General features: G+C 35.2%; 18 protein-coding genes. 2 read left to right on the top strand and 16 right to left on the bottom strand.

What is annotated here, in order from left to right:
• Positions 1–10: 10 nt before the first annotated feature.
• Complete coding sequence (gene dapA / locus BLT48_RS01965) at positions 11–889, bottom strand: 4-hydroxy-tetrahydrodipicolinate synthase (RefSeq protein ID WP_176944050.1); 879 nt, start codon at positions 887–889, stop codon at positions 11–13.
• Between the two features lie 32 nt (positions 890–921).
• Positions 922–1,971 (bottom strand): aspartate-semialdehyde dehydrogenase, encoded by a 1,050-nt coding sequence (locus BLT48_RS01960; RefSeq protein WP_089974763.1) that lies wholly within the window; start codon positions 1,969–1,971, stop codon positions 922–924.
• A gap of 197 nt (positions 1,972–2,168) precedes the next feature.
• Here BLT48_RS01960 and BLT48_RS01955 point away from each other — a divergent pair, with 197 nt between their 5' ends.
• Positions 2,169–2,936 (top strand): alpha/beta hydrolase, encoded by a 768-nt coding sequence (locus BLT48_RS01955; protein WP_244885792.1) that lies wholly within the window; start codon positions 2,169–2,171, stop codon positions 2,934–2,936.
• A 260-nt stretch (positions 2,937–3,196) separates the two neighbouring features.
• Here the strand turns inward: BLT48_RS01955 and pnp are convergent, their stop codons facing one another.
• The 8 genes from pnp to BLT48_RS01910 all read right to left on the bottom strand — a co-directional run bounded on the left by pnp (position 3,197) and on the right by BLT48_RS01910 (position 13,334).
• Positions 3,197–5,305 (bottom strand): polyribonucleotide nucleotidyltransferase, encoded by a 2,109-nt coding sequence (pnp, locus tag BLT48_RS01945; protein WP_089974757.1) that lies wholly within the window; start codon positions 5,303–5,305, stop codon positions 3,197–3,199.
• Between the two features lie 194 nt (positions 5,306–5,499).
• Positions 5,500–5,769, bottom strand: coding sequence for a 30S ribosomal protein S15 (gene rpsO / locus BLT48_RS01940; protein WP_035022440.1), 270 nt, complete (start codon positions 5,767–5,769; stop codon positions 5,500–5,502).
• A gap of 158 nt (positions 5,770–5,927) precedes the next feature.
• The gene (uvrB, locus tag BLT48_RS01935) at positions 5,928–7,922 is read right to left on the bottom strand and encodes an excinuclease ABC subunit UvrB (protein ID WP_089974754.1); all 1,995 of its coding nucleotides are present in this window, start codon (positions 7,920–7,922) and stop codon (positions 5,928–5,930) included.
• Between the two features lie 215 nt (positions 7,923–8,137).
• Entirely contained in the window at positions 8,138–8,392 is a 255-nt protein-coding gene (gene rpsT / locus BLT48_RS01930) for a 30S ribosomal protein S20 (RefSeq protein ID WP_035022435.1), read from the bottom strand.
• A 156-nt stretch (positions 8,393–8,548) separates the two neighbouring features.
• On the bottom strand, positions 8,549–9,583 hold the full coding sequence (holA, locus tag BLT48_RS01925) for a DNA polymerase III subunit delta (RefSeq protein WP_035022433.1): 1,035 nt from the start codon (positions 9,581–9,583) through the stop codon (positions 8,549–8,551).
• Positions 9,584–9,655: 72 nt separating this feature from the next.
• Entirely contained in the window at positions 9,656–12,004 is a 2,349-nt protein-coding gene (locus BLT48_RS01920; protein ID WP_226776666.1) for a DNA internalization-related competence protein ComEC/Rec2, read from the bottom strand.
• Positions 12,005–12,568 carry a ComE operon protein 2 gene (locus tag BLT48_RS01915; protein ID WP_411155657.1) on the bottom strand — a complete coding sequence of 188 codons (564 nt, stop codon included), beginning with the start codon at positions 12,566–12,568 and terminating at the stop codon, positions 12,005–12,007.
• Positions 12,569–12,626: 58 nt separating this feature from the next.
• Entirely contained in the window at positions 12,627–13,334 is a 708-nt protein-coding gene (locus tag BLT48_RS01910; RefSeq protein WP_035022427.1) for a helix-hairpin-helix domain-containing protein, read from the bottom strand.
• A gap of 162 nt (positions 13,335–13,496) precedes the next feature.
• Here BLT48_RS01910 and BLT48_RS01905 point away from each other — a divergent pair, with 162 nt between their 5' ends.
• A complete protein-coding gene (locus BLT48_RS01905; RefSeq protein WP_051923382.1) occupies positions 13,497–14,243 on the top strand; it encodes a TspO-related membrane protein in 747 nt (248 codons plus the stop codon).
• Positions 14,244–14,300: 57 nt separating this feature from the next.
• Here the strand turns inward: BLT48_RS01905 and BLT48_RS01900 are convergent, their stop codons facing one another.
• The 6 genes from BLT48_RS01900 to BLT48_RS01875 form a co-directional block, all read right to left on the bottom strand.
• Entirely contained in the window at positions 14,301–15,344 is a 1,044-nt protein-coding gene (locus BLT48_RS01900; RefSeq protein ID WP_176944049.1) for a SepM family pheromone-processing serine protease, read from the bottom strand.
• Between the two features lie 47 nt (positions 15,345–15,391).
• Positions 15,392–15,883 (bottom strand): pantetheine-phosphate adenylyltransferase, encoded by a 492-nt coding sequence (gene coaD, locus BLT48_RS01895; protein ID WP_089974748.1) that lies wholly within the window; start codon positions 15,881–15,883, stop codon positions 15,392–15,394.
• 1 nt (position 15,884) lies between these two features.
• A complete protein-coding gene (gene rsmD, locus BLT48_RS01890; protein ID WP_089974745.1) occupies positions 15,885–16,448 on the bottom strand; it encodes a 16S rRNA (guanine(966)-N(2))-methyltransferase RsmD in 564 nt (187 codons plus the stop codon).
• Between the two features lie 107 nt (positions 16,449–16,555).
• Positions 16,556–16,858 (bottom strand): YlbG family protein, encoded by a 303-nt coding sequence (locus BLT48_RS01885; RefSeq protein WP_035022414.1) that lies wholly within the window; start codon positions 16,856–16,858, stop codon positions 16,556–16,558.
• 53 nt (positions 16,859–16,911) lie between these two features.
• Positions 16,912–18,102 (bottom strand): CAP-associated domain-containing protein, encoded by a 1,191-nt coding sequence (locus BLT48_RS01880; RefSeq protein WP_143019094.1) that lies wholly within the window; start codon positions 18,100–18,102, stop codon positions 16,912–16,914.
• A 104-nt stretch (positions 18,103–18,206) separates the two neighbouring features.
• Complete coding sequence (locus tag BLT48_RS01875; RefSeq protein WP_089974743.1) at positions 18,207–21,638, bottom strand: pyruvate carboxylase; 3,432 nt, start codon at positions 21,636–21,638, stop codon at positions 18,207–18,209.
• Between the last annotated feature and the right edge of the window lie 89 nt (positions 21,639–21,727).

The following is a 21,727-nucleotide window of genomic DNA, read 5'->3' as shown; positions in this document are numbered from 1 at the left end:
TTTCGTTTTTTTATTTTTTCCAATTTAATTCAGTTAACACATAATCTTCTTCTGCTTTTGTACAAGGTACTAATGGCAATCTCAATCCACCAACGTTAATACCTAAGTAGTTTAACGCAAATTTAACAGGTGCTGGAGAAGGAACAGTAAATAAACTGTTCATTTTAGGTACTATTTGACGATGAATCTTAGCGGCTTGGGCCATAGAACCTTCTTGCAACAAGTTGTACATTTCAGACATCTCGTTCCCTAAAACATGACTTGCTACAGAAATAACGCCCGTTGCTCCGATACATTTAGCAGGAAAAGCATTCCCATCTTCACCAGTATAAACTAAAAAGTCATCTGGTGTATTTTCAATTTCTTCGCTTAAAGCATCTAAACCTAAACATTCTTTCACACCAATAATATTTTCAATCAATGAAAGTTTAATGGTTGTCTTAGGATCAATCGAAACACTAGTCCGTCCTGGAACGTTATAAATGATAATCGGCAGTTTAGTATTTTTAGCTACTGCTTCAAAATGAGCATACAAACCAGCTTGGTTAGCCTTACTGTAGTATGGCGTCACTACTAGTGCTGCATCTATGCCTGTAAGAGTTTCAACCTCTTTTGTAAAAGCAATCGTTTCAGCAGTGTTAAATGACCCCGTACCGGCAATGATTGGAACACGTCCTGCAACTAATTCAACTGTCTTACGGTATAAATTTAACTTTTCATCATGAGTTAACGTAGGAGATTCTCCAGTTGTGCCTCCTACTACTAAACCTTCTGTTCCATTTTCAAGTAAGAAGTTGATTACCTTTTCTAGTCGTCCATAATCAATTAATCCTTCTTCATCAAATGGAGTAGTCATCGCGGTTATAATGCGTGCTTTTTTCAAATCCAATACCATCACCCTCTATCTTAAATTCGACTATCTTAATTAGTTGTTTTAATTAATTTTAACTTGTGTAAGCTTTCAGCAATTTGAACAGAATTCCAAGCTGCACCTTTGATTAAGTTATCCGAAACGATCCACATATGATAACCCTTATCTAAGTCACGATCTTTCCGAATTCTTCCAACAAATGTTTCTTTTTTACCTTCTGCTTCCAAAGCTGTTGGATAAACTTGATTATCAGGATCATCTTGAAGCTCTACACCTGGTGCGTTTTTCATGAGTTCTTGAATAGAAGCTACACTAGCTCCATCTTCCTTTACTTCAATATAAACAGACTCCGAATGTCCTGAAACAACTGGAATACGGACGCATGTTGCAGAAACTTTTATATGATCATCGCCCATAATTTTTTTAGTTTCATTGATCATTTTCAACTCTTCAAACGTATAGCCATCTTCCGTAAACAAATCGATTTGTGGCAATGCATTGAAAGCGATTGGAAAATGTTTTTTATCTCCACCTGATGGTAAAATAGCCGCTTCATAAGGCTCATCATTCAACATATGTTGTGCTTGTTCTTTCATTTCTTTAACAGCTGAAACTCCAGCTCCGCTTACTGCTTGATAGGTTGAAACAATGACCCGATCTAATCCATATTGTTTGCGAATGGGTTCTAGCGCAACCATCATTTGAATCGTTGAGCAATTCGGGTTAGCAATAATTCCTTTATGAGAACGAATAGCTTCCTCATTTACTTCCGGAACGACTAAAGGCACTTCAGCATCCATTCGGTATGCACTTGTATTATCAATGACAACTGCACCACGTTCTACTGCTTCAGGAGCAAATTGTTTTGAAATTGATCCACCTGCACTAAATAATGCAATATCAACATTTTCAAAAGAATCTGCCGTTGTTTCTTGGATTTCAATTTCTTTTCCATTAAATAAAGCTTTTTTTCCAGCTGATCGTTTCGAAGCTAAGAGTTTCACTTCATTGATTGGAAAATTGGCTTGTTCTAACATTTGAATCATTTTTGTTCCTACAGCTCCTGTTGCTCCTACGACTGCAATAGTATATCCATTCATTTATATCTCTCCTAATACCTATTTCTATTTTTAAATTTTATCTTATGACTCCATGTATTCCCACTATACATTTTAGCACAATTCTTGAGTAATTTATACAAATGTAGATTATTCACTTTGTTTTGTTTGATTTATCTAACGAATACAACAAATTATATGATACACTTTTTTTGTTCGACTTTATTTAAATTATTTTTTTGAAAGGAGTATTTATGAAGCGCAGCTATAAAATTTTAATTGGTTGTTTTATTTTTTTCATTTTGGTTTTACTAGGCAGTTTGTTTTTTGTACAGTCTAAAACCTATCAACCTTTAAGTGACGCATTAAATGAAACAGAGACTACTGATCAATATAGGGTTGAAGAATCCTCAGATGCGATTATTTTCAGTCCATTAAATGAACAACAATCTATTTCTATCCTCTTTTATCAAGGTGGCCTTGTAGAAGAAAAAAGTTACAGTTCCATTGCGGCAAAACTTGCTGAAAAAGGATATCCCGTTTACCTTGTTAAGCATGCTTTGAACCTTGCTGTAACTGATGCAAATAAAGCAGAAACCATTATCACTGATGAAAAGATTCAAGATTTTGTTATAGGTGGTCATTCCTTAGGTGGTGTGATGGCTAGTCGCTTTGCCAATGAAAGTTATTCAGAATCTTTAAAAGGTGTTTTTTTACTAGCTAGTTACCCAGATGAAAAGGGACGGTTAGATAAACTGCCTATTTCAGTTCTTTCCCTTATTGGCTCTAATGATGGCGTAGTTAATGAAGAGACCTATCAGCTCGGCAAGGATTATTTACCTGCTACTACCTCATTCTATACTATTGAAGGAGGCAATCATGCTGGTTTTGGCGATTATGGAGACCAAGAGGGTGATCTTCCTGCCACCATTTCACCCGAACAACAGCAAGAACAGACAGTTGACCAATTAGAAAAATGGTTAAGAAAAATTAAAGAAAATGAATAGCAAAAAAGCGGTTCTGCAACATTTGACGTTGGTTAGTAATTAATTGAGTTTCTTTTAACACATTCCAGAAATTTTTGGAGGAATAGGAGGAGCTTGCAGCCATGGAACCATTTTGAGACGCGTTCTTCGGCTCAAAATGGTCCCATGGCTTTCCGAAAGCTATCCCGTAATTCGGAGGAAATTTCCTTATCAACGCCAGAAAATGAATAGCAAAAAAGAACACAATTTTTTTCAAATTGTGCTCTTTTTTTATCTATTTCTTAGTTTTCTTCAGTTGTTAACAAAACTTTACGAGAAAGATTGATTCTTCCTTGTTTATCGATTTCGATAACTTTAACGTCCATCACTTCACCTAAAGTCAAAACATCTTCAACCTTAGCGACACGTTCGTTAGCTAATTCAGAAATATGAACTAATCCATCTTTTCCTTTAGCAATTTCAACAAAAGCTCCAAATTTTTCAATTCGTTTCACTTTTCCTGAATAAATTTTACCGACTTCAATATCTTTTGTCAATTCTTCAATAATTTCTTTAGCGCGTCTAATCATAGCTGCGTCTTCAGATGCAATACTGATATTTCCTTCTTGATCAATATCAATTTTAACGCCGGTTTCATCAATAATAGCATTGATCTGGTCACCACCGCGGCCAATAACAACTTTGATTTTTTCCGGTTTGATTTGCATCATTTCAATTTTAGGAGCGTATGCACTTAATTCTTCATGTGGCTCAGCAATTGTAGAAATCAATTCATCAAGAATTTCCATTCTAGCTTTTTTAGCTTGAGTTAATGCTTCTTCTAAAATTTGTTGTGTAATACCTTCAATTTTAATATCCATTTGAAGAGCCGTGATTCCTTTGCTCGTACCGGCTACTTTAAAGTCCATATCTCCTAAATGATCTTCTAAACCTTGGATATCTGTTAAGACAGTATAGTTTTCGCCTTCTTTAACAAGGCCCATTGCAATACCAGCTACTGGAGCTTTGATTGGAACACCTGCATCCATTAAAGCTAATGTACCTGCACAAATACTTGCTTGTGATGAAGAACCATTTGACTCTAAAACTTCAGCAACTAAACGAATCATGTATGGAAAATCTTCTTCATTTGGAATAACTTGTGCTAATGCACGTTCTCCTAATGCTCCATGTCCAATTTCACGACGGCCTGGTCCACGTGATGGTCCAGTACTCCCAACAGAGTATTGCGGGAAATTGTAGTGATGGATGAATCGTTTGCTGTTTTCAATTCCTAAACCATCAATAATTTGATGTTCGCCTAATGGTGCTAAAGTAGCTATAGACAAAGCTTGAGTTTGTCCACGAGTGAATAAACCAGAACCATGTGCTCTTGGCAATAGTCCAATTTCTGAAGCTAAAGAACGAATTTCATCAATCTTACGACCATCTGGTCTAATTTTGTCAACTGTAATCAAACGACGAACTTCATTCTTTTCCATGTCTTCAACAATTTGTTTTACTTCTTTATTGATTCGTTTAGCTTCATCGTTGTCTTGATATTTTTCTTCATAAAAGGTCATTGCTTCTTCTTTAACCGCTTCGATATTTTCTTCACGAGCTAATTTTTCTTCGGTTTGAATTGCAGCAATCATTTTAGTTTGGAAAGCATTGTTGACTTCTTTTTCTAAATCTGCATCGATTTGCAACAATTGAATAGCCATTTTTTCTTTTCCAACAGCAACTACAATTTCTTCTTGGAAAGCAACTAATTCTTGAATGGCTTTATGACCAAACATTAAAGCACCAAGCATATCTTCTTCTGAAACTTCAGCGGCTCCACTTTCAACCATGTTAATGGCATCTTTAGTTCCTGCAACTGTTAAATGAATGTCTGATAATGCTTCTTGTTCAAGAGTTGGATTAATGATGTATTCTCCGTCTACGCGGCCTACATCAACACTTGCAATCGGTCCGTTAAATGGAATATCTGAAATAGCAAGTGATAAAGAAGAACCAAACATCGCCGAAAAAGCGGGTGAACAATTTTGATCTACAGACATCACGGTATTTGTAATTTGAACTTCATTACGAAATCCTTCTGCAAACATCGGACGAATCGGACGGTCAATTAATCGAGCTGTTAAAGTAGCTGTTTCACTTGGGCGAGCTTCTCTCTTAATAAAACCACCTGGGATCTTACCAACTGAATACATTTTTTCATCGTAATTTACTGTTAAAGGAAAGAAATCTACGTCTTTCGCTTTTTTGCTAGCTACTGCTGCAGATAATACTACAGTATCGTTATAGCGAATCAATACTGCACCATTAGCTTGTTTTGCTAATTGTCCAACTTCTATTTCTAATGTACGACCTGCCCATTCTTTAGTAAAAACTTGTTTCTCTGTCATTGTGTGCATTTCTCCTTTTATTAAAGCTTTTATTCGTTTTTCCAAACAGGCTACTAAACAAATGTCAGCATTTAAGCAAATTAAATACTCACATTTGTATAGTAGGATGGACAACAAAATAAACAGCTTTTTCTTTTATAAACAAAATGAAGCGAGATTCGTTAGAACCTCGCTTCTAAATAGACTACGAAAAATTAACGACGTAGACCTAATCTTTGAATCAATTCACGGTAACGAGTAATATCTTTGTTGCGTAGGTACGCAAGCAAGTTACGACGGTGACCAATTTTTTTCATAAGTCCACGGTAAGAATGGTGGTCTTTTTTGTGAACACGTGCATGTTCGTTTAAATGATTGATTTCAGCTGTTAATACAGCAATTTGTACTTCGGGAGAACCTGTATCTCCTTCGTGGATTGCGTATTCTTTGATGATCTCATTTTTGCGTTCTTTAGAAATTGACATTTCTAAGCACCTCTTTCTTCGATTTTTCCTCTTACTGAGTAGACGTTGGTGATTCGTTTTACCAAGTAAAAGGTATGTGTTTAGTACACAATTAAATACTACTAGAGTCTATAAGAAATTGCAAGGTTTTAATAGATTTATTTCATTCTTTTGTACTATTATTTTAATTTATACTGTGCCGTTATTTCTAAAATCATGTCTCTTATATTAGCTGCTTTTTCGAAGTTTAATTCTTTTGCTGCCACCTTCATTTCAATTTCCATACCATCAATCAGCTCTAGACGTTGCTCTCTCGTCATCTTAGCAATATTTTCTAAACCAGATGCTCCCTCATCCTCACCTTCTACTACTGAAGTAATCGAGATTAAATCGCGAATATCTTTGATAATCGTTTTGGGCGTGATGCCATGTTTTTCATTGTATTCTTCTTGGGTTTCGCGACGTCTCTCAGTCTCTGATATAGCGGCTCTCATAGAGTCAGTGATACGGTCTGCATACATAATAACTTTCCCGTTTTCATTACGCGCAGCCCTACCAATTGTCTGTACAAGTGAACGTTCGCTTCTTAAGAAACCTTCTTTATCTGCATCTAAAATAATAACTAACGATACTTCTGGGACATCGATACCTTCACGCAGCAAGTTAATCCCAATTAATACGTCGTATACGCCTAGACGTAGATTTCGAATAATCTCGGTTCGTTCTAGTGTTTTTATCTCACTATGCAAGTAGGCAACTTTAATGCCAACCTCTTTCAAATAATCCGTCAGATCTTCTGACATCTTCTTAGTTAATGTAGTAATAAATACTCGTTCATTTTTTTCGGTTCGTTCATTTATTTCACCAATCAAATCATCAATTTGACCTTTGATTGGACGCACTTCAATAATTGGATCTAATAATCCAGTAGGTCGAATAATTTGTTCAATAACTTCTGGAGCACGTTCCAATTCATAAGGTCCTGGCGTTGCCGAAATATACATAATTTGATTTACATGGTTTTCAAATTCTTCTAGACGAAGCGGACGATTATCCAAAGCACTTGGCAATCTGAAACCATACTCAATCAATTGTTGTTTTCTAGCCCTATCGCCGTTATACATCCCTCTAATTTGAGACATTGTAATATGAGACTCATCTATGACAATCAGAAAATCATCAGGGAAGAAATCGATTAGTGTGTAAGGCGCTTCACCCTGTTTACGCCCATCCATGTGTCTAGAATAATTTTCAATTCCTGAACAATATCCCATTTCCAACAACATTTCCAAATCATAATTTGTTCGCTGTTCTAAACGCTGTGCTTCAATTAACTTATCTTCAGCTCGTAAAACTTTTAAACGTTCTTCTAATTCTTCTTGGATATTTTTTATAGCTGATCTTGTTTGTTCATCGTTCGCTACAAAGTGAGTGGCCGGAAAAATAGGGACATGTTGAACATCGGCCTTGATCTCACCTGTTAAAACATCTACTTCTCGGATACGATCAATTTCATCTCCAAAGAACTCTACACGTATGGCTTCACTATCACGTGATGCTAAGAAAATTTCCACTACGTCTCCTCTAACACGAAAGCGTCCACGTTGAAAATCAATATCATTACGTTCAAATTGCATGTCGACTAAACGGCGCAACATCTCATCACGATTCATTTCATTACCTACACGTAAAGACAAAACGTGATCCCTATAGTCCTCAGGGTTAACTAGCCCGTAGATACATGAAACTGAGGCTACTACAATGACATCTCTTCGTTCTAACAATGCGCTCGTTGCGGAATGACGCAGTTTATCTATCTCATCGTTAACACTTGATTCTTTTTCAATAAAGGTATCACTTGAAGGAACGTACGCTTCTGGCTGATAGTAGTCATAATAACTGACAAAATACTCTACAGCATTATCTGGAAAGAATTCTTTAAACTCACCATATAATTGACCTGCTAATGTTTTATTGTGTGCAATAACTAAAGTTGGCTTATTTACTTCCTTAATGACATTTGAGACCGTAAATGTTTTTCCGGTTCCTGTAGCACCTAATAAGGTTTGTTCTTTCTCTCCAGCTTCGATACCTTTAATTAATTTTTTTATGGCATCCGGCTGATCACCACTAGGCTGGTATTTAGAAACCAGTTCAAATTGGTCTTTTGGCATTTCAAGTACCTCCTCGCACTTCTATTCAATATAAAAAGAAGCCTGTCTAATTCAAGACACACAGTTTCAATTCTATTTTATCATTTTAGCACTGAACGTGTGTTCTTACAACTAATTTGATAAAACTTCACTAGTATTCAAAAAATAAAAAAGCCTCAAGTCTTGAATAATCAAGACTTGAGGCTTTTTCACATATACGTTATAACAATGACCTCTTATTTAGCTAATTTAGCAGTTAAACGAGATTTGTCACGGTTAGCTTTATTTTTATGAATCAATCCTTTAGATGCAGCCATGTCAATTGCTTTGATTGCTTCTTTAAGTAATTGTTCAGAATTTTCGTTACCTGCTTCAATAGATTGAGCATATTTTTTAATAGCAGTACGCATTGAACTTTTTTGAACGTTGTTTTGTACAGCTGATTTTTCAGAAGTACGAACACGTTTGATTGCAGCTTCGATGTTTGGCATTTGATTCACCCCACTTTCAATTATTTACAACTTAAAATAATCTATTCTAGTTGTTTCAACAAATTCAATTATACATAAAGACAAGCTTCAATGCAATAAAAATGTGTAAAGTTTTTTTACTTGATAGCTGGATTATCTTAAACGCTTGTATTGTTCTCAATTCGCTGTCTTTTTTTGAGCATACTGCAGAACGAATAATTCAAATTGCATTTCTTTATCGCCTTTTCCTGTCTTTAGTCGATACTCAGCATCAATCAATCCATTATACGCTTCAATCAATGAATGCTCCTCAATTTTTCTCATTTGTTGAATAGCTAATTTCACACGATAGGGATGCGTTTTTAACTGCTTAGCAATATCTCCTTGCTGATACCCTTTTTTTTCTAAAATTTTGACTTGGATAAGCAATCTAAATTGAGAAGTCATAATCGCATTTATTTTAATAGGATCTTCTTTTTGTAATAATAAATCTTGGTATAAATTGAGAGCTTGTCCTGCGTCTTTTTTCAAAACGTATTCGTTTAGCGCAAAAATGTTTTGTTCTAAAGATTTAGCCACTAATTCTTGAACGGCTTCTAGTGTAATAAATTTAGTATCTTGAGCATAAATAAAAAGTTTCGGCAATTCTCCCATGGCTACAGATAATTTTGCATCTGTTAATTGAATAAATAATTCAAATGCTTCTGGTGAATAACGGTACTCTTCATTTGCTATAGTATCCTTGATGTATTTTCGCATATCTTTTTCTGATAATGCATTTACTTCTATTATGGTGGCAGTTTTTTTTAGTAACTTAGTTATTTTTTTGCGTTCATCTAATTTTTCATATGGAGCAAAGAATACAAGTGTCGTTGACTCAGAAGGATGAGTTAAGTAACTTTCTAACCATTTTACATCATGTTCTATCTTTAATTTTGTTTTATCACCAGTTAAGAAGATAGGCCTATCTACAAAAACGAGACGACGATCACCAAAAAACGGAATCGATTCTGCATCCTCTAAGGCTGTTCCTATAGAAACTTCTTCCATATCGTAAGCACCGTAGTTTAATTCCAATTCTTCTGCACTAAGCAATGAGTCCAACAGTGTTTTTCTAGCTACGCTTGCCAAATAGGATTCTGTTCCTAACACAACGTAAACATGTGCAATCGTGCCTTTTCTTATTTTTGCTAATTCTGATACAAAATTCACTCTGTTCCACCACTTTCTTGTATTGCCTTAATGGTACAAAGCATTAAAATAATTTGCAAGCCTATTTTCAATTTATTTTAAGATCGTTTGAAAGTCTTTTTTTAACCCTTGGGGTAAATAATCGGCATAGGTGTACCTAAAACTTCCTTGCAGATCTGTCCGGTAAACTGCTGCATTTAATGAAGCCAATCGTTTTAATACATCCTCATTTGGGTGATTGTAGCGATTGTTTAACCCACAAGATATCAAAGCTGTTTTCGGCTTTATTTTTTGAATAAAACTCTCACTGGTTGAAGTTTGGCTGCCATGATGTGCTACTTTTAAAATATCCACTCTTAGATTGGGGTAAAGAGCTGTTAACTTTGCTTCTCCCGCCTCTTCAATATCTCCAGTGAACAGCCAATTAAACTGACCAATTTTCCCATACAATACAAGAGAATCATTGTTTTCACCTTCACCATCATCTAAGGGCCACAAAACAGTTAAAGAAGGTCCAAAAAGTTGGTCTCGTGATTGTTTAGCACTAACTGTACGTAAGGGCACACCACTTTTTTCTAATGATTGAGCTGCATCAAAGAATGATTGTTTTTTGGTTGTCCCTACTGGGAAAATAAGTTCCTTAATTTCGATACCTTGAGCTAGTTCAATTAATTCACCCATGTGGTCTTCATCTCCATGAGTAATCAACACTTGATCTAATTGGGTTACACCTAACGATTTAATCACTGGAATCAACACACGACTTGCCACCGTTGACTGTTTTTTCCTTATTTGCCATTCTTCTTTTTCAAACGCTAGTGCCCCGCCTGTGTCTATTAAGTAGACTCCTTTTCCAAAAGGCTCTTTAATTAAAGTTGCGTCTCCTTGACCTACATCTAGTATCAAAACTTCTCCAAATGGGCTGTATTTCTGATAGTGAATAAAGACTATGAAAACAATTACCAGCAAAAAAAGAGAGCTCTTCTTTTTCTTTTGCTGCTCTAATGCGATCAAAAAAATAACCATGACCACCACCGTTACAATAAATAACACCATAGGAACTTTTCCAGTAACAATCGTACCATATGGAAAAAGTCTGATCTTTAATACTAGCCATTCAATCATGCCCAACGAATATTCCGCTATGTGTATAAGAAACTGAAAAAATAGTGTTCCCGAAAGAATATAAGAACAAAAAAACAATACAATCATCAAGGGCATAATGAACCACGTAAATAATGGAACAAAAAGCAAATTAGCAAACATTCCAATCCACGAAAACTCAAAAAAATGGAAACTGAGAATCGGTATAGAAATAAGTGTTAAAACAAAAGAAATGGATAAGCTATTGATAGTGCTGTATTTTGATTGGTTGAACAACGACGTCGAAAATAAAATCAAAGCCAAACTAAGTAGATAGCTTAATTGAAAACCTATAGAAAATAATTGATATGGATCTATCCAAAGCCCGATAATCAGTGTATATGACCACGCATCTAATCCGGAAATAGGTCTACGAATACGCGAACCCGTCTGACTGATGAGACTCATCACAACAGCTCTAAAAATACTGGTTCCCCAACCAGTCAAACTTCCATATATAGGAAGAAAAATAAATAAAAGGATATACGTGTGCTCACGTGTCACACCTACTCTCCATAAAATGTACGTTAGCCCTGCTATCAAAAATTGGATATGTAAACCTGAAATACTCAATAAATGGATAATCCCGATTTCTTTGTATCCATTCATTACTTGATCATCAATAGAAGCAGTATCTGCGAATAATAAGGTTTTAATGTAACTAGATACAGGAATTGTAGTTTTACTTTCAATGTGAAACAAGATAGTTTGTCTGATATTTTTCAAGTTAATTAAATCCAAAAAAGTTTGTTTCTCAGGCCCAGAGTGTGCCTGAATTGATGTTGCCTCTAGCATCCAATGAATTTTGTTATGAGACAAATAACGCTGATAATCAAATTGATTTAAATTCCTATTTTTTTCAGGTTTCATCAAAGATCCTATCACTACAAAACTTGCTGTTTTTTGTTGCTTTTCCCAATAGTCTTTTTCTTCTTTAGTAGACAATCGATAAAAAACAACAATTTCTTCAGAACATTTTAGCGTTTCTCCAGCTTGAGTAACTGTACCGTAAAATTGCACTTGATCTCCATCGATTTTTAATCGATTTGGATCCATTTCAATCAAAAAATTTTGAGTGTCCATCGAAAGACGTGTTTGATTGTTGTACTTTTCTACTCCTACAAAAAAAGCTGTTACACTCATGAACAAGCAAGAATAAATAATCCACTTCTTTCTGCGTGTAAACAGCAATCGGATCAACCAAATCAAGAACAGGATAATACTCAACCAATTAGGGTTTAAAATAACAATCGCACATAATAAACAAGAAACAGCTGAAAAAAGAACGTATCCCTTCACTTATTGGAGTGGCGTGTGTCCATTAAGTTGGCTTAAACTAGTTTGAGCATTCGTATTGAAATCTAGTTGTTGGAAAAAGTCTTTTGGAAGGACAACTTTTTGACATTGAACGTGGGCTTGTTCAATCAACTTCAAAGCATACTCATTGTTATGGTAATCCTCTAAGTAATTTATTTTTATGATACCCGCTTGAATAATCATTTTCGTACATTGCAAGCACGGAAAATGAGTAACATAAATTTCTGCACCTTCAGTCTGCGCTCCAAATTTTGCACACTGAAGAATCGCATTCATCTCAGCATGGATCGTACGTAAACAATGACCTTCAACAATGTAGCAGCCGTCATCTATACAATGCACATCTCCACTTACCGAACCGTTGTAACCTCCTGCGATAATCCTCTTTTCCCTTACGATTGTAGCTCCAACAGTTAATCGGGCACAGGTACTTCGTAAAGACAACAACAAACTCTGAGACATAAAATATTGATCCCATGGTATACGTTCAGTCATATTCTTCCTCCTACTCGTTTGTTTGTTTAAGTTGCTGATGAACTTAAGCATTTTCTCAAGTATACAAAAGCCCACAAATACTTTCAATACTTCATTTTTTCTTCTCACCTTACTCACCATCGCCCACAGTAACATCCACTCGTAATGCCTCAAAAGTTTTTTCACCAATGCCGGACACATTTTTCAGATCTTCAATTTTTTGAAATGAACCATTCTCTTGTCTATAGCTTATGATTTGCTCTGCTTTTTTCTCCCCTATTCCAGGTAATTGTTGGAGTTCATTTGAATCTGCGAGGTTGATATTTACTTTTTCAGAAGTTGCTGCTGCACTATCTTCTTTAGGAACTGTAATGACGGCTTCTTCTATTGGAACAGCTGAAGTTTCTAGTTCTGATTTTTTTTCATCAACCGCTCCAACTTCTGGAATAAAAATCACCATTTGATCTGTCAACTTTAAAGATAAGTTTACCGGATTCTGATTTGCTTTCTCGCTAAAACCACCAGCCAGTTCAATAGCATCAATTAACCTCATGTCACTTGTCACTTCATACACACCCGGAAGATACACTGCACCTTTAACATCTATATAAATTTTTTCTGATTGACTTTCTGATTGTTGTTCAACTTGATTTGATGCCATTGAATAGTTACTTTCACTTTCCAAATAACTCAACATCTCTGAGGTTTCTTCTATATTATCATCGCTTTTCAAAAACGTTAAAATTAGTCCAAACACACTGAGCACTAAGCAACTAAGTATACCTATCTCAATAAATAAACGATTTTTTATTAGCCAGTCTTTGCTAGTTTTCAACATCTCCTAACACTCCCTTTGAGTCCTTCTAAAAAGTAGTATACGTAAAAAAAAACACCTATTTTTTTTAACCAGTCGCTTTAATTTATTTTCTTTAAAATTTGTAGTATGGTTGAGTTAACGTAATTTTAAAATCGATGATTACTAAATTAAGGAGTGATGAAAATGACTATAGGAAAGCAAATTATTTTATATTTAGCTTACGGAATAATGATTACTGTAAATGCTTTAGCTAATATCCTGCCAATAAACGGCTATCAAACAGGAGAAATTTCTGATACGTATGAGGTGTTTTTTACTCCTGCTGGTTTTATCTTTAGTATTTGGGGAGTCATCTATTTTGCACTATTATTATGGTTGTTAAGTTTTAGTTTTAAGAAACAGACGCTCAGTTCTGGTCAATTTTGGGGATTTTTACTAACCTGTTTGCTTAATACGTCTTGGATCTTAATTTGGCATTTTCTCTTGGACGGAATTGCATTTATTGTTATATTTTTACTACTTCTATCACTTATATTTTTATACCAAGCTCAAAAAAGGACAACTCCTTCTAAACTTTACCTCATTCCTATTTCTCTTTACTTAGGCTGGATCATTGTTGCTACCATTACAAATTTCAGTTATTGGTTAGTTGCTAGTATCGGTATCGAAGTAAATCTCCAAACAATAGTCACTTATGTACTCTTATCACTAGCAACTCTTTTAGGTTTAGGTATTGCTTATTTTTTTAAAGATTGGGCTATTATTTTGGTCTTTATATGGGCAATGTATGGAATAGTTACCAAGAACTTACCAGACCATCAATCAATAGCTATTGTTACAGCTGGATTAACGGTTATTCTTATACTTGGAAGTATTATTTCATTCTTCCTTAATCGAAAAACAGCTAAAAAAAATCCTTATCACTTTTAAAGTTGAAAAAAAGCCGAAGACAATTATGTCTTCGGCTTTTTAATTAAATCGAATGGTTTATAGGTTTTTTAAATAATCAATGGCATCTTGAAATGTTTTTACAGGTACAATTTTCATATCGGTATCAATTTTTTTTGCTGCATCAAGTGCTTCTTGATAATTCGACTTCATTTCAGGATAATTCTTTTGTATAACTGGATCAATTGTATCATCTGGAGCAAAAAAGATTGTCGCTCCTTCTTCACTAGCTGCAACAATTTTTTTGTCAATTCCTCCGATTCGACCAATTGTGCCATCTGGTTGCATCGTTCCAGTACCAGCAATTTCATTTCCTTTTCTCAAATCCTCATCCATCAATTGCGTATAGATTTGTAAAGCAAACATAAAACCAGCAGATGGTCCTCCAATTTCTCCAGCATCAATAGATACAGGGATCTCTGTTTCAATTGACGTATTGTCGACTAAAGATATTCCAAGACCAGCTTTTTTAGTTTCTTCCATTTCCATTAACTTTCCAGAAGTGGTTTGTTGTTCGCCATTCCGTTCATACGTTACTTCAATGACTTGTCCAACTTTTTGTTGTTGAACATAATCAATAAATTCAGAGGAACTATCAAAAGACTGTCCGTCGAGTGAAAGAATAGTGTCTCCAATCTCTAACTTGTCCTCAAAATCAGATTTCTCCAAAATGGACATGATATAAACGCCGTTATAGGTCAACTGATACTTTTCTCCAGCAGCCTCGTAAGCTTGTTCAATCGCTGCATTGATTGAGCTAGTCATATAATAATTCTGTAGATTAGTGTATTCTGCATCAGAAGTATTTGTACCAAACAGTTCTTCGGTGGTGAGCCCTTCATGAAAAGGCAAATATTTCATGAAATACGTAAATGGAGTTGCTCTTCTGACCGCAACAGTCGTCAACATAAAATGACCATCTTCTGGGTCTTTTTTGTTGTCAACTTCTACCAATTCGTTTAGCTTCACTGCTGAACCTGGCCCTTCAATATAATAGGGAATAGGAACAAAAACTCCTGCAAGAATAATTACGATTAGTGCAACAAGCAAACCTTTGCGAGTCTTTTTTTCTTTAGCATTCATTCCAATCATCCTCTGCATAGCTAAATTTACTAACGAATTGAACTGATTTATTTTATTTTAGCATATTTTCTTTTTATAGCTTCATTAACTCCAACTGGAACAAGACTGGAAATATCGCCACCAAACATGGCTACTTCTTTAATTAAACTAGAGCTTAGAAATCGATACTTTTCATTTGACATTAAAAAAACCGTTTCAATATCTTTATGTTGAATTTTATTCATTGTTGCAATCGTCGATTCATACTCAAAATCGGCATTATTCCGTAATCCTCTTACCAAAGTCACTGCTCCGATTTTTTTTGCTAGTTCTACCGTCAATCCGCCGCTATGTTCTCTTACACTTATATTTTCAATATGTTCGACAGACTGTTTAATAAAAGTCATTTTTTCTTCTAGAGAGAATAAAGCATTTTTTGACGTATTAGTCGCAACAGCAATGACAACTTGATCAAATAATTTTGAGGTTCTTTCAACTGTATCGAGATGACCATTAGTAAATGGATCGAAACTTCCAGGAAACAAAGCAATTTTAGTCATTTTACTTCCCCATTTCCTTAGCGTATTCATACATTACAATTTGGCTTGCCCCATAAACTTCTTTTCTAAAGACTTTTGCTGCACCAATATTTTCATTTAATTGGGTCCGCTTATCCACCTCACAAATAATAATGGCTTCATCATTCAACAAATCAGAATCAACTATTTTTTCAATTTGTTTTTCAATCTCTTGTTTAGCATACGGTGGATCTAAAAATAAGAGATCAAATTTTTTCTTTCCTCTTAATAAATCGATTGCTCGATTTGCATCATTTCGATAAATCTCAAATTTATCTAATTCCTTTGTTACACTAATATTTTCTTTTATCGTTTTGATGGCTAAAGGATCTCGGTCAATCAGTACCGCACTATCCATACCGCGAGAAACTGCTTCAATAGCTAATCCTCCACTTCCAGCAAACAAATCTAAACAATTTCCACCGTTAAAATAAGGCCCTATTATATTGAAAATAGATTCTTTTACTTTATCTGTTGTGGGTCTGGTATTGTTTCCTGGGACAGCTTTTAATCTTCTGCCTCCATATTCTCCTGTGATGATACGCATACTTACAACTTCCTTTCAGTTTAACTTACCGCTTAAGAAAACTTCTCACACTGTAAAATGCTAAATAAGCCGATGAAGTTAGTCTATCGACTTATTTAGCATTTTAATTAAAAAACAGTCTCACTAGACATAGCTTCTTCTTGATCAATGTCTTTTTTTTCTTTTCCAAAAAAATCTTTAAAATCTAAATTAATAAACGGTCTATAGGATAACTCTACTTTTCGAACGAAATGTAAGTCAGCTAATTTCTTTTGCGTCATTTCTACATCAGATTGATTGATATACATCACAACATATTTCATTCGTCTAGAAGCATAGTGAATCAACCCAAAACGTTTAAGCGTTTTAAAATGTCTTAAACTATAAACCCAAACAATGATTCCTTGTCTCTCGTTTGTAGTTAATTCCATATAACCACTCCTTCAATTATTTCCGTATTGTTTTTTTCTTTAAAACGTCTTATTTAATGAAGAATTAGTAGCATATCGTTCGCACGATAAGCTACTCCTATTTCTGTCATACCAGCATCCATCAAGAAATTTCGTTCAATTTCAAGACTGAACCAGTTAGTTGCAAGCCATGCAACATCCGTTTCCTGAATCGAATACAACACACGTACTTCATTTAACTTCAACTCTGTCTCTTGTAAGGTGAGCTTTATCTGCTCACTTGTTAGTGTTTGATAAGTCTGATTTTTCTGCTCATCAATAGAGTTAAAGTCGTCATCTAGAATAAACGTTTCAATTGAAGAATTCTGATTCTTACTAGCTTTGTCCGAGCTTTCCGTTTCTGAAAAATTACTTTCCTTATTGGCTTGGCGGTCCGCAATAATTTGTTCTTCTTGATTGATAAAAATGGTTTCAGCTACACCAGATAAGGCATCACTCGGAGTTAGCGCAGAAAGTTCATACCGTTGTCGTAAGATATTTAATATCTCATACATTTGTTTTTGATTGGCTTCATTAATGGCATCTTGTCTTATTTCATCTACTTCAAAAGAAGCATTTAAATGTTGTTTTGAACCATCATCATAGACTCCCAAACGAATTAGCGATGGGGAGTCTAGATAACGAATAGCAATCATTTGATTTGTCGAACGATCCATCATTAATACAGCAAATGTTCCATTATCAAAAGCAATTAGAGGACGATAGTTTAAATCACTTTCTGTTAATTCTAGAGTATCTTGTTCCCCTTGATTTTCTACAGAATAAGTTGGATAAAAACTTGCTAATTGAAATACTTCAGTAATGGACATGCCAATTTTAAATGGCGCTACATCTAATTGGGATCCCAATACAAATAAATCGATTATTATGCCATCTTTTACTATTAACTGCGCATAATCTGTTTCGTCTTCTCCAAATATCCAGCGTTCTTCTTTATAAACAGTTGGATCGATTCGTGTTGGATCACCAAATTTTCCGGTGAAATTTTCAATTTTTTGACCGACATAACTGCCTAAGCCTGCAATTGGAATCTGTTCAGGCTCTAAATCTGTTGTTTGATAGTCATAAGATTCAGATTGAATAGTTTCACTTTCTTCTTTTGGTGTGATGATGTCTGATGGATTTCTTGAAATGACTTCTGGCAACCAATACGTAGCCAGAAGCATAATGAAAATTAGCGGCAAAGATCTTAAAAGTGTCTTCACTCATTTAGCCTCCTCAATTTGGTAGCTAAATCATTTTAACTGAACTTTAATGCCAGTTATCATCCTTAAAATGAGTATTACTTTGTTCATCAATTTATTCGATTCTAGTTCGCTTTCACTTCAATCAGTAAATCTCCTGTTTCAATAATATCCTCATCTACAACATAAATTTGATCAATTATTCCTTCAACATTGGCTTTGATCGTTGTTTCCATTTTCATTGCTTCTGTGATGATGATTGGCTGTCCTTGAACTACATGATCACCCTTTTGTACCAATACTTCAAGTACAGATCCTGGCATAGTAGCTCCGATATGTTTTTTGTTTGTAGGTTCTGCTTTTTTACGTACAGCTTTTGTACTTGTGATGCTGTAATCTTTTACAACTACTTCTCTTCCTTGACCGTTTAAATCAAAGTATAAAATACGCATACCTTCAGAATCAGGTTCGCCTATTTGATTTAATTTTATAATCAACGTTTTCCCTTTTTCAATCTGAACTTCGACAGTTTCTCCAGTCCGCATACCATGGAAGAATGTCATTGTATCTAAAAGTGTTACCTCTCCAAAAGTTTCTAGATTATTACGGTAGTCTATAAATACTTGAGGGTACATAATGTAACTAAGGACATCTTCTTGAGTAGGCTCTGCGTTAATTTTTTCAGCCAGCTCTTTTTTGATTTCATTAAAATCAACTGGTGCAGCTAAGCTACCTGGGCGAACGGTAATCGGTTTTTTGCCTTTTAATACAATACGTTGAAGTTTTTCAGGGAAACCACCAGTCGGTTGTCCTAAATCACCCATAAAGAAACTGATAACAGACTCAGGAAAATCGATGTCCATTCCTTTTTCATATACGTCCTCTTCAGATAATTTATTTTGTATCATAAATAAAGCCATATCTCCAACTACTTTTGATGAAGGTGTAACTTTAACAATGTCTCCAAACATTCGATTGACTGTTGCATACATTACTTTGACTTCATCCCATTGCTCAGCTAATCCAATTGCTTTAGCTTGTTGTTGCAAATTGGTGTATTGTCCACCAGGCATCTCATGTTGGTACACTTCGGTAGAAGGTGCACTGATTCCTACTTCAAAGTCACTATATTGAGCACGAATATCTTCCCAATAATGGTTGATTTGTTGCACGTTTTCAATTTTAATATCAGGTGCTCTATCTGCATTTAATAAGGCATAATACAAACTATTCATACTTGGTTGACTAGTCGCTCCACTCATTGCGCTCATAGCCACATCCACAATATCCACACCAGCTTTTACAGCTGCAGCATAGGTAAAGATCCCATTACCGCTCGTATCGTGTGTATGCAAGTGAATTGGAACATTTACAGTTTCCTTTAATTCACTAATTAAGCGATAAGCAGCTTGCGGCATCAATATGCCAGACATATCTTTAACAGCAATAATATGTGCACCTTGATTTTCCAATTCTTTAGCCATATTTTTATAGTAGTCGACTGTATATTTATCTCTCTTCGGATCATTGATATCTCCAGTATAACAAATCGTTGCTTCTGCAATTTTACCAACATCACGTACACTTTGAATGCTCTTTTCCATTTGTTGGATCCAGTTCAAACTATCAAAAATACGAAACACATCAATCCCATTTTTAGCCGCTTGTTGAATAAACGCTTCAATAACGTTATCCGGATAGTTTTGGTATCCTACAGCATTGGAGCCTCTGAATAACATTTGGAATAATGTATCTGGCATTTTTTTTCGTAATTTTTCCAATCTTTCCCAAGGGTCTTCATTTAAAAAACGATAAGCTACGTCAAATGTAGCTCCTCCCCACATTTCAGAAGAAAACAACTGTGGAATACCTTTTTGAGTTTCTTCAGCAATATTTAAGAAGTCTTGTGTTCTCACTCGAGTAGCTAATAAACTTTGGTGTGCATCTCTAAAAGTGGTATCTGTCAGCAACACTTCATTTTTATTTTTGATCCATTCTACCACAGCATCGGCACCACTATTATCTAGGACATTTTTTGCACTTACAAAGTCATTATCTAATATTAGTAATTTTGCAGGCTTTCTTGCAGGTTCAAAGAATTTTTTCTCTCTTTGTTCAATGCCAGGAAATCCATTGACTGTAATGTTTCCGATGTAATGCATCGTTTTGTTTCCACGGTCTCTAACTTTTGAAAATTTAAACAATTCAGGTGTAGTATCAATGAATGTTGTCTTAGCTTCACCAGATAGAAAAACCGGATGTGAAATAACGTTTTGCATAAAAGGAATATTCGTTTTCACTCCACGTATACGGAACTCTTTTAACGAGCGAGCCATTTTTTGTACAGCCAACTCAAATGTAGTAGCGTGGACACAAGCTTTAACCAACAATGAATCAAAGAAAGGTGTAACTACACTTCCTTGAAATCCATTTCCTGCATCCAGACGAATACCAAAGCCACCTGGAGAACGGTACGTATTGATTTTACCTGTATCAGGCAAGAAATTATTCAATGGATCTTCAGTTGTGATACGACATTGAATGGCAGCACCAATCAATGGAATATCTTTTTGTTGTGGAATCTGAATATCTTTGTGCAGATCTTTCCCTTGAGCAATTAAAATTTGAGCTTGAACGATATCTATACCCGTAATCATTTCGGTTATCGTGTGTTCAACTTGTACACGAGGATTTACTTCGATAAAATAAAAATTTTCGCCTTCTAATAAAAATTCAACGGTTCCAGCATTTACATAACCAACATGTTCCATCAATTGAACAGCAGAAAGACACATTTCAGCTCTCAACTCTTCTGAAATAGAAACGCAAGGCGCGACTTCTACAACTTTTTGATGACGACGTTGAACAGAGCAATCTCTTTCGTATAAATGAACGATGTTTCCATGAGTATCCCCTAAAATCTGTACTTCAATATGTTTGGGATCCTGAATATAGCGCTCTACATAAATCTCATCGCTACCAAATGCAGCCCTAGCTTCACTTTGTGCACGCTCAAAACTATCTTTTACATCTGCTTCGCTGTTAGCCACACGCATTCCACGTCCGCCTCCACCAAGAGCAGCTTTAATAATAATTGGATAGCCGTATAAATTTCCGAATTCTTTTACGCTTTCTAAATCTGCAACTGGACCGTCTGACCCTGGAATAGACTGAATCCCCGCCGCGATTGCAGCTTCTTTTGCTTTTATCTTATCTCCAAAAATATCTAAATGGTGTAGTTTTGGACCAATAAAAATGATTCCCTCTTCTTCACAACGTCTCGCAAAATCAATATTTTCAGATAAAAAACCGTATCCTGGATGAATGGCATCTGCTTCAGAGTCTTTAGCAATACGAATCAAGTCTTCAATATCTAAATAAGCATCAATAGGTTTTTTTCCTTTTCCTACTAAATAAGCTTCATCGGCTTTAAAACGATGAACAGACCCCTCATCTTCTTGTGCATAAACAGCTACTGTTTCAATAGCTAACTCTGTTAAAGCTCTAAAAATACGAATGGCTATTTCACCACGATTTGCTACTAATACTTTTTTCATCATTTCACTCCTAAATTTCGTATTTTTTCTAATAGGTAGGATGCACCTTATCTTTAAAAAAAGACAACACTGTAAACAAGTTGTTTACT

The sequence above is a fragment of the Carnobacterium viridans genome, assembly GCF_900102725.1.
GTDB lineage: Bacteria > Bacillota > Bacilli > Lactobacillales > Carnobacteriaceae > Carnobacterium_B > Carnobacterium_B viridans.
Note: the sequence above shows the minus strand (reverse complement) of the source record. Positions and strands in the feature narration are given on the sequence as shown.

Excerpts from the sequence above, each read along its gene's own strand:
- rsmD (WP_089974745.1), bottom strand. The coding sequence starts at position 16,448 with ATGCGTATCATCACAGGAGAATATGGAGGCAGAAGATTAAAAGCTGTC.
- BLT48_RS01905 (WP_051923382.1), top strand. The coding sequence starts at position 13,497 with ATGACTATAGGAAAGCAAATTATTTTATATTTAGCTTACGGAATAATG.
- pnp (WP_089974757.1), bottom strand. The coding sequence starts at position 5,305 with ATGACAGAGAAACAAGTTTTTACTAAAGAATGGGCAGGTCGTACATTA.
- BLT48_RS01910 (WP_035022427.1), bottom strand. The coding sequence starts at position 13,334 with ATGTTGAAAACTAGCAAAGACTGGCTAATAAAAAATCGTTTATTTATT.
- BLT48_RS01915 (WP_411155657.1), bottom strand. The coding sequence starts at position 12,568 with ATGCTTAAGTTCATCAGCAACTTAAACAAACAAACGAGTAGGAGGAAG.
- BLT48_RS01875 (WP_089974743.1), bottom strand. The coding sequence starts at position 21,638 with ATGAAAAAAGTATTAGTAGCAAATCGTGGTGAAATAGCCATTCGTATT.
- rpsO (WP_035022440.1), bottom strand. The coding sequence starts at position 5,769 with ATGTCAATTTCTAAAGAACGCAAAAATGAGATCATCAAAGAATACGCA.
- uvrB (WP_089974754.1), bottom strand. The coding sequence starts at position 7,922 with ATGCCAAAAGACCAATTTGAACTGGTTTCTAAATACCAGCCTAGTGGT.
- rpsT (WP_035022435.1), bottom strand. The coding sequence starts at position 8,392 with ATGCCAAACATCGAAGCTGCAATCAAACGTGTTCGTACTTCTGAAAAA.
- coaD (WP_089974748.1), bottom strand. The coding sequence starts at position 15,883 with ATGACTAAAATTGCTTTGTTTCCTGGAAGTTTCGATCCATTTACTAAT.
- BLT48_RS01960 (WP_089974763.1), bottom strand. The coding sequence starts at position 1,971 with ATGAATGGATATACTATTGCAGTCGTAGGAGCAACAGGAGCTGTAGGA.
- BLT48_RS01885 (WP_035022414.1), bottom strand. The coding sequence starts at position 16,858 with ATGGAATTAACTACAAACGAGAGACAAGGAATCATTGTTTGGGTTTAT.
- BLT48_RS01900 (WP_176944049.1), bottom strand. The coding sequence starts at position 15,344 with ATGAATGCTAAAGAAAAAAAGACTCGCAAAGGTTTGCTTGTTGCACTA.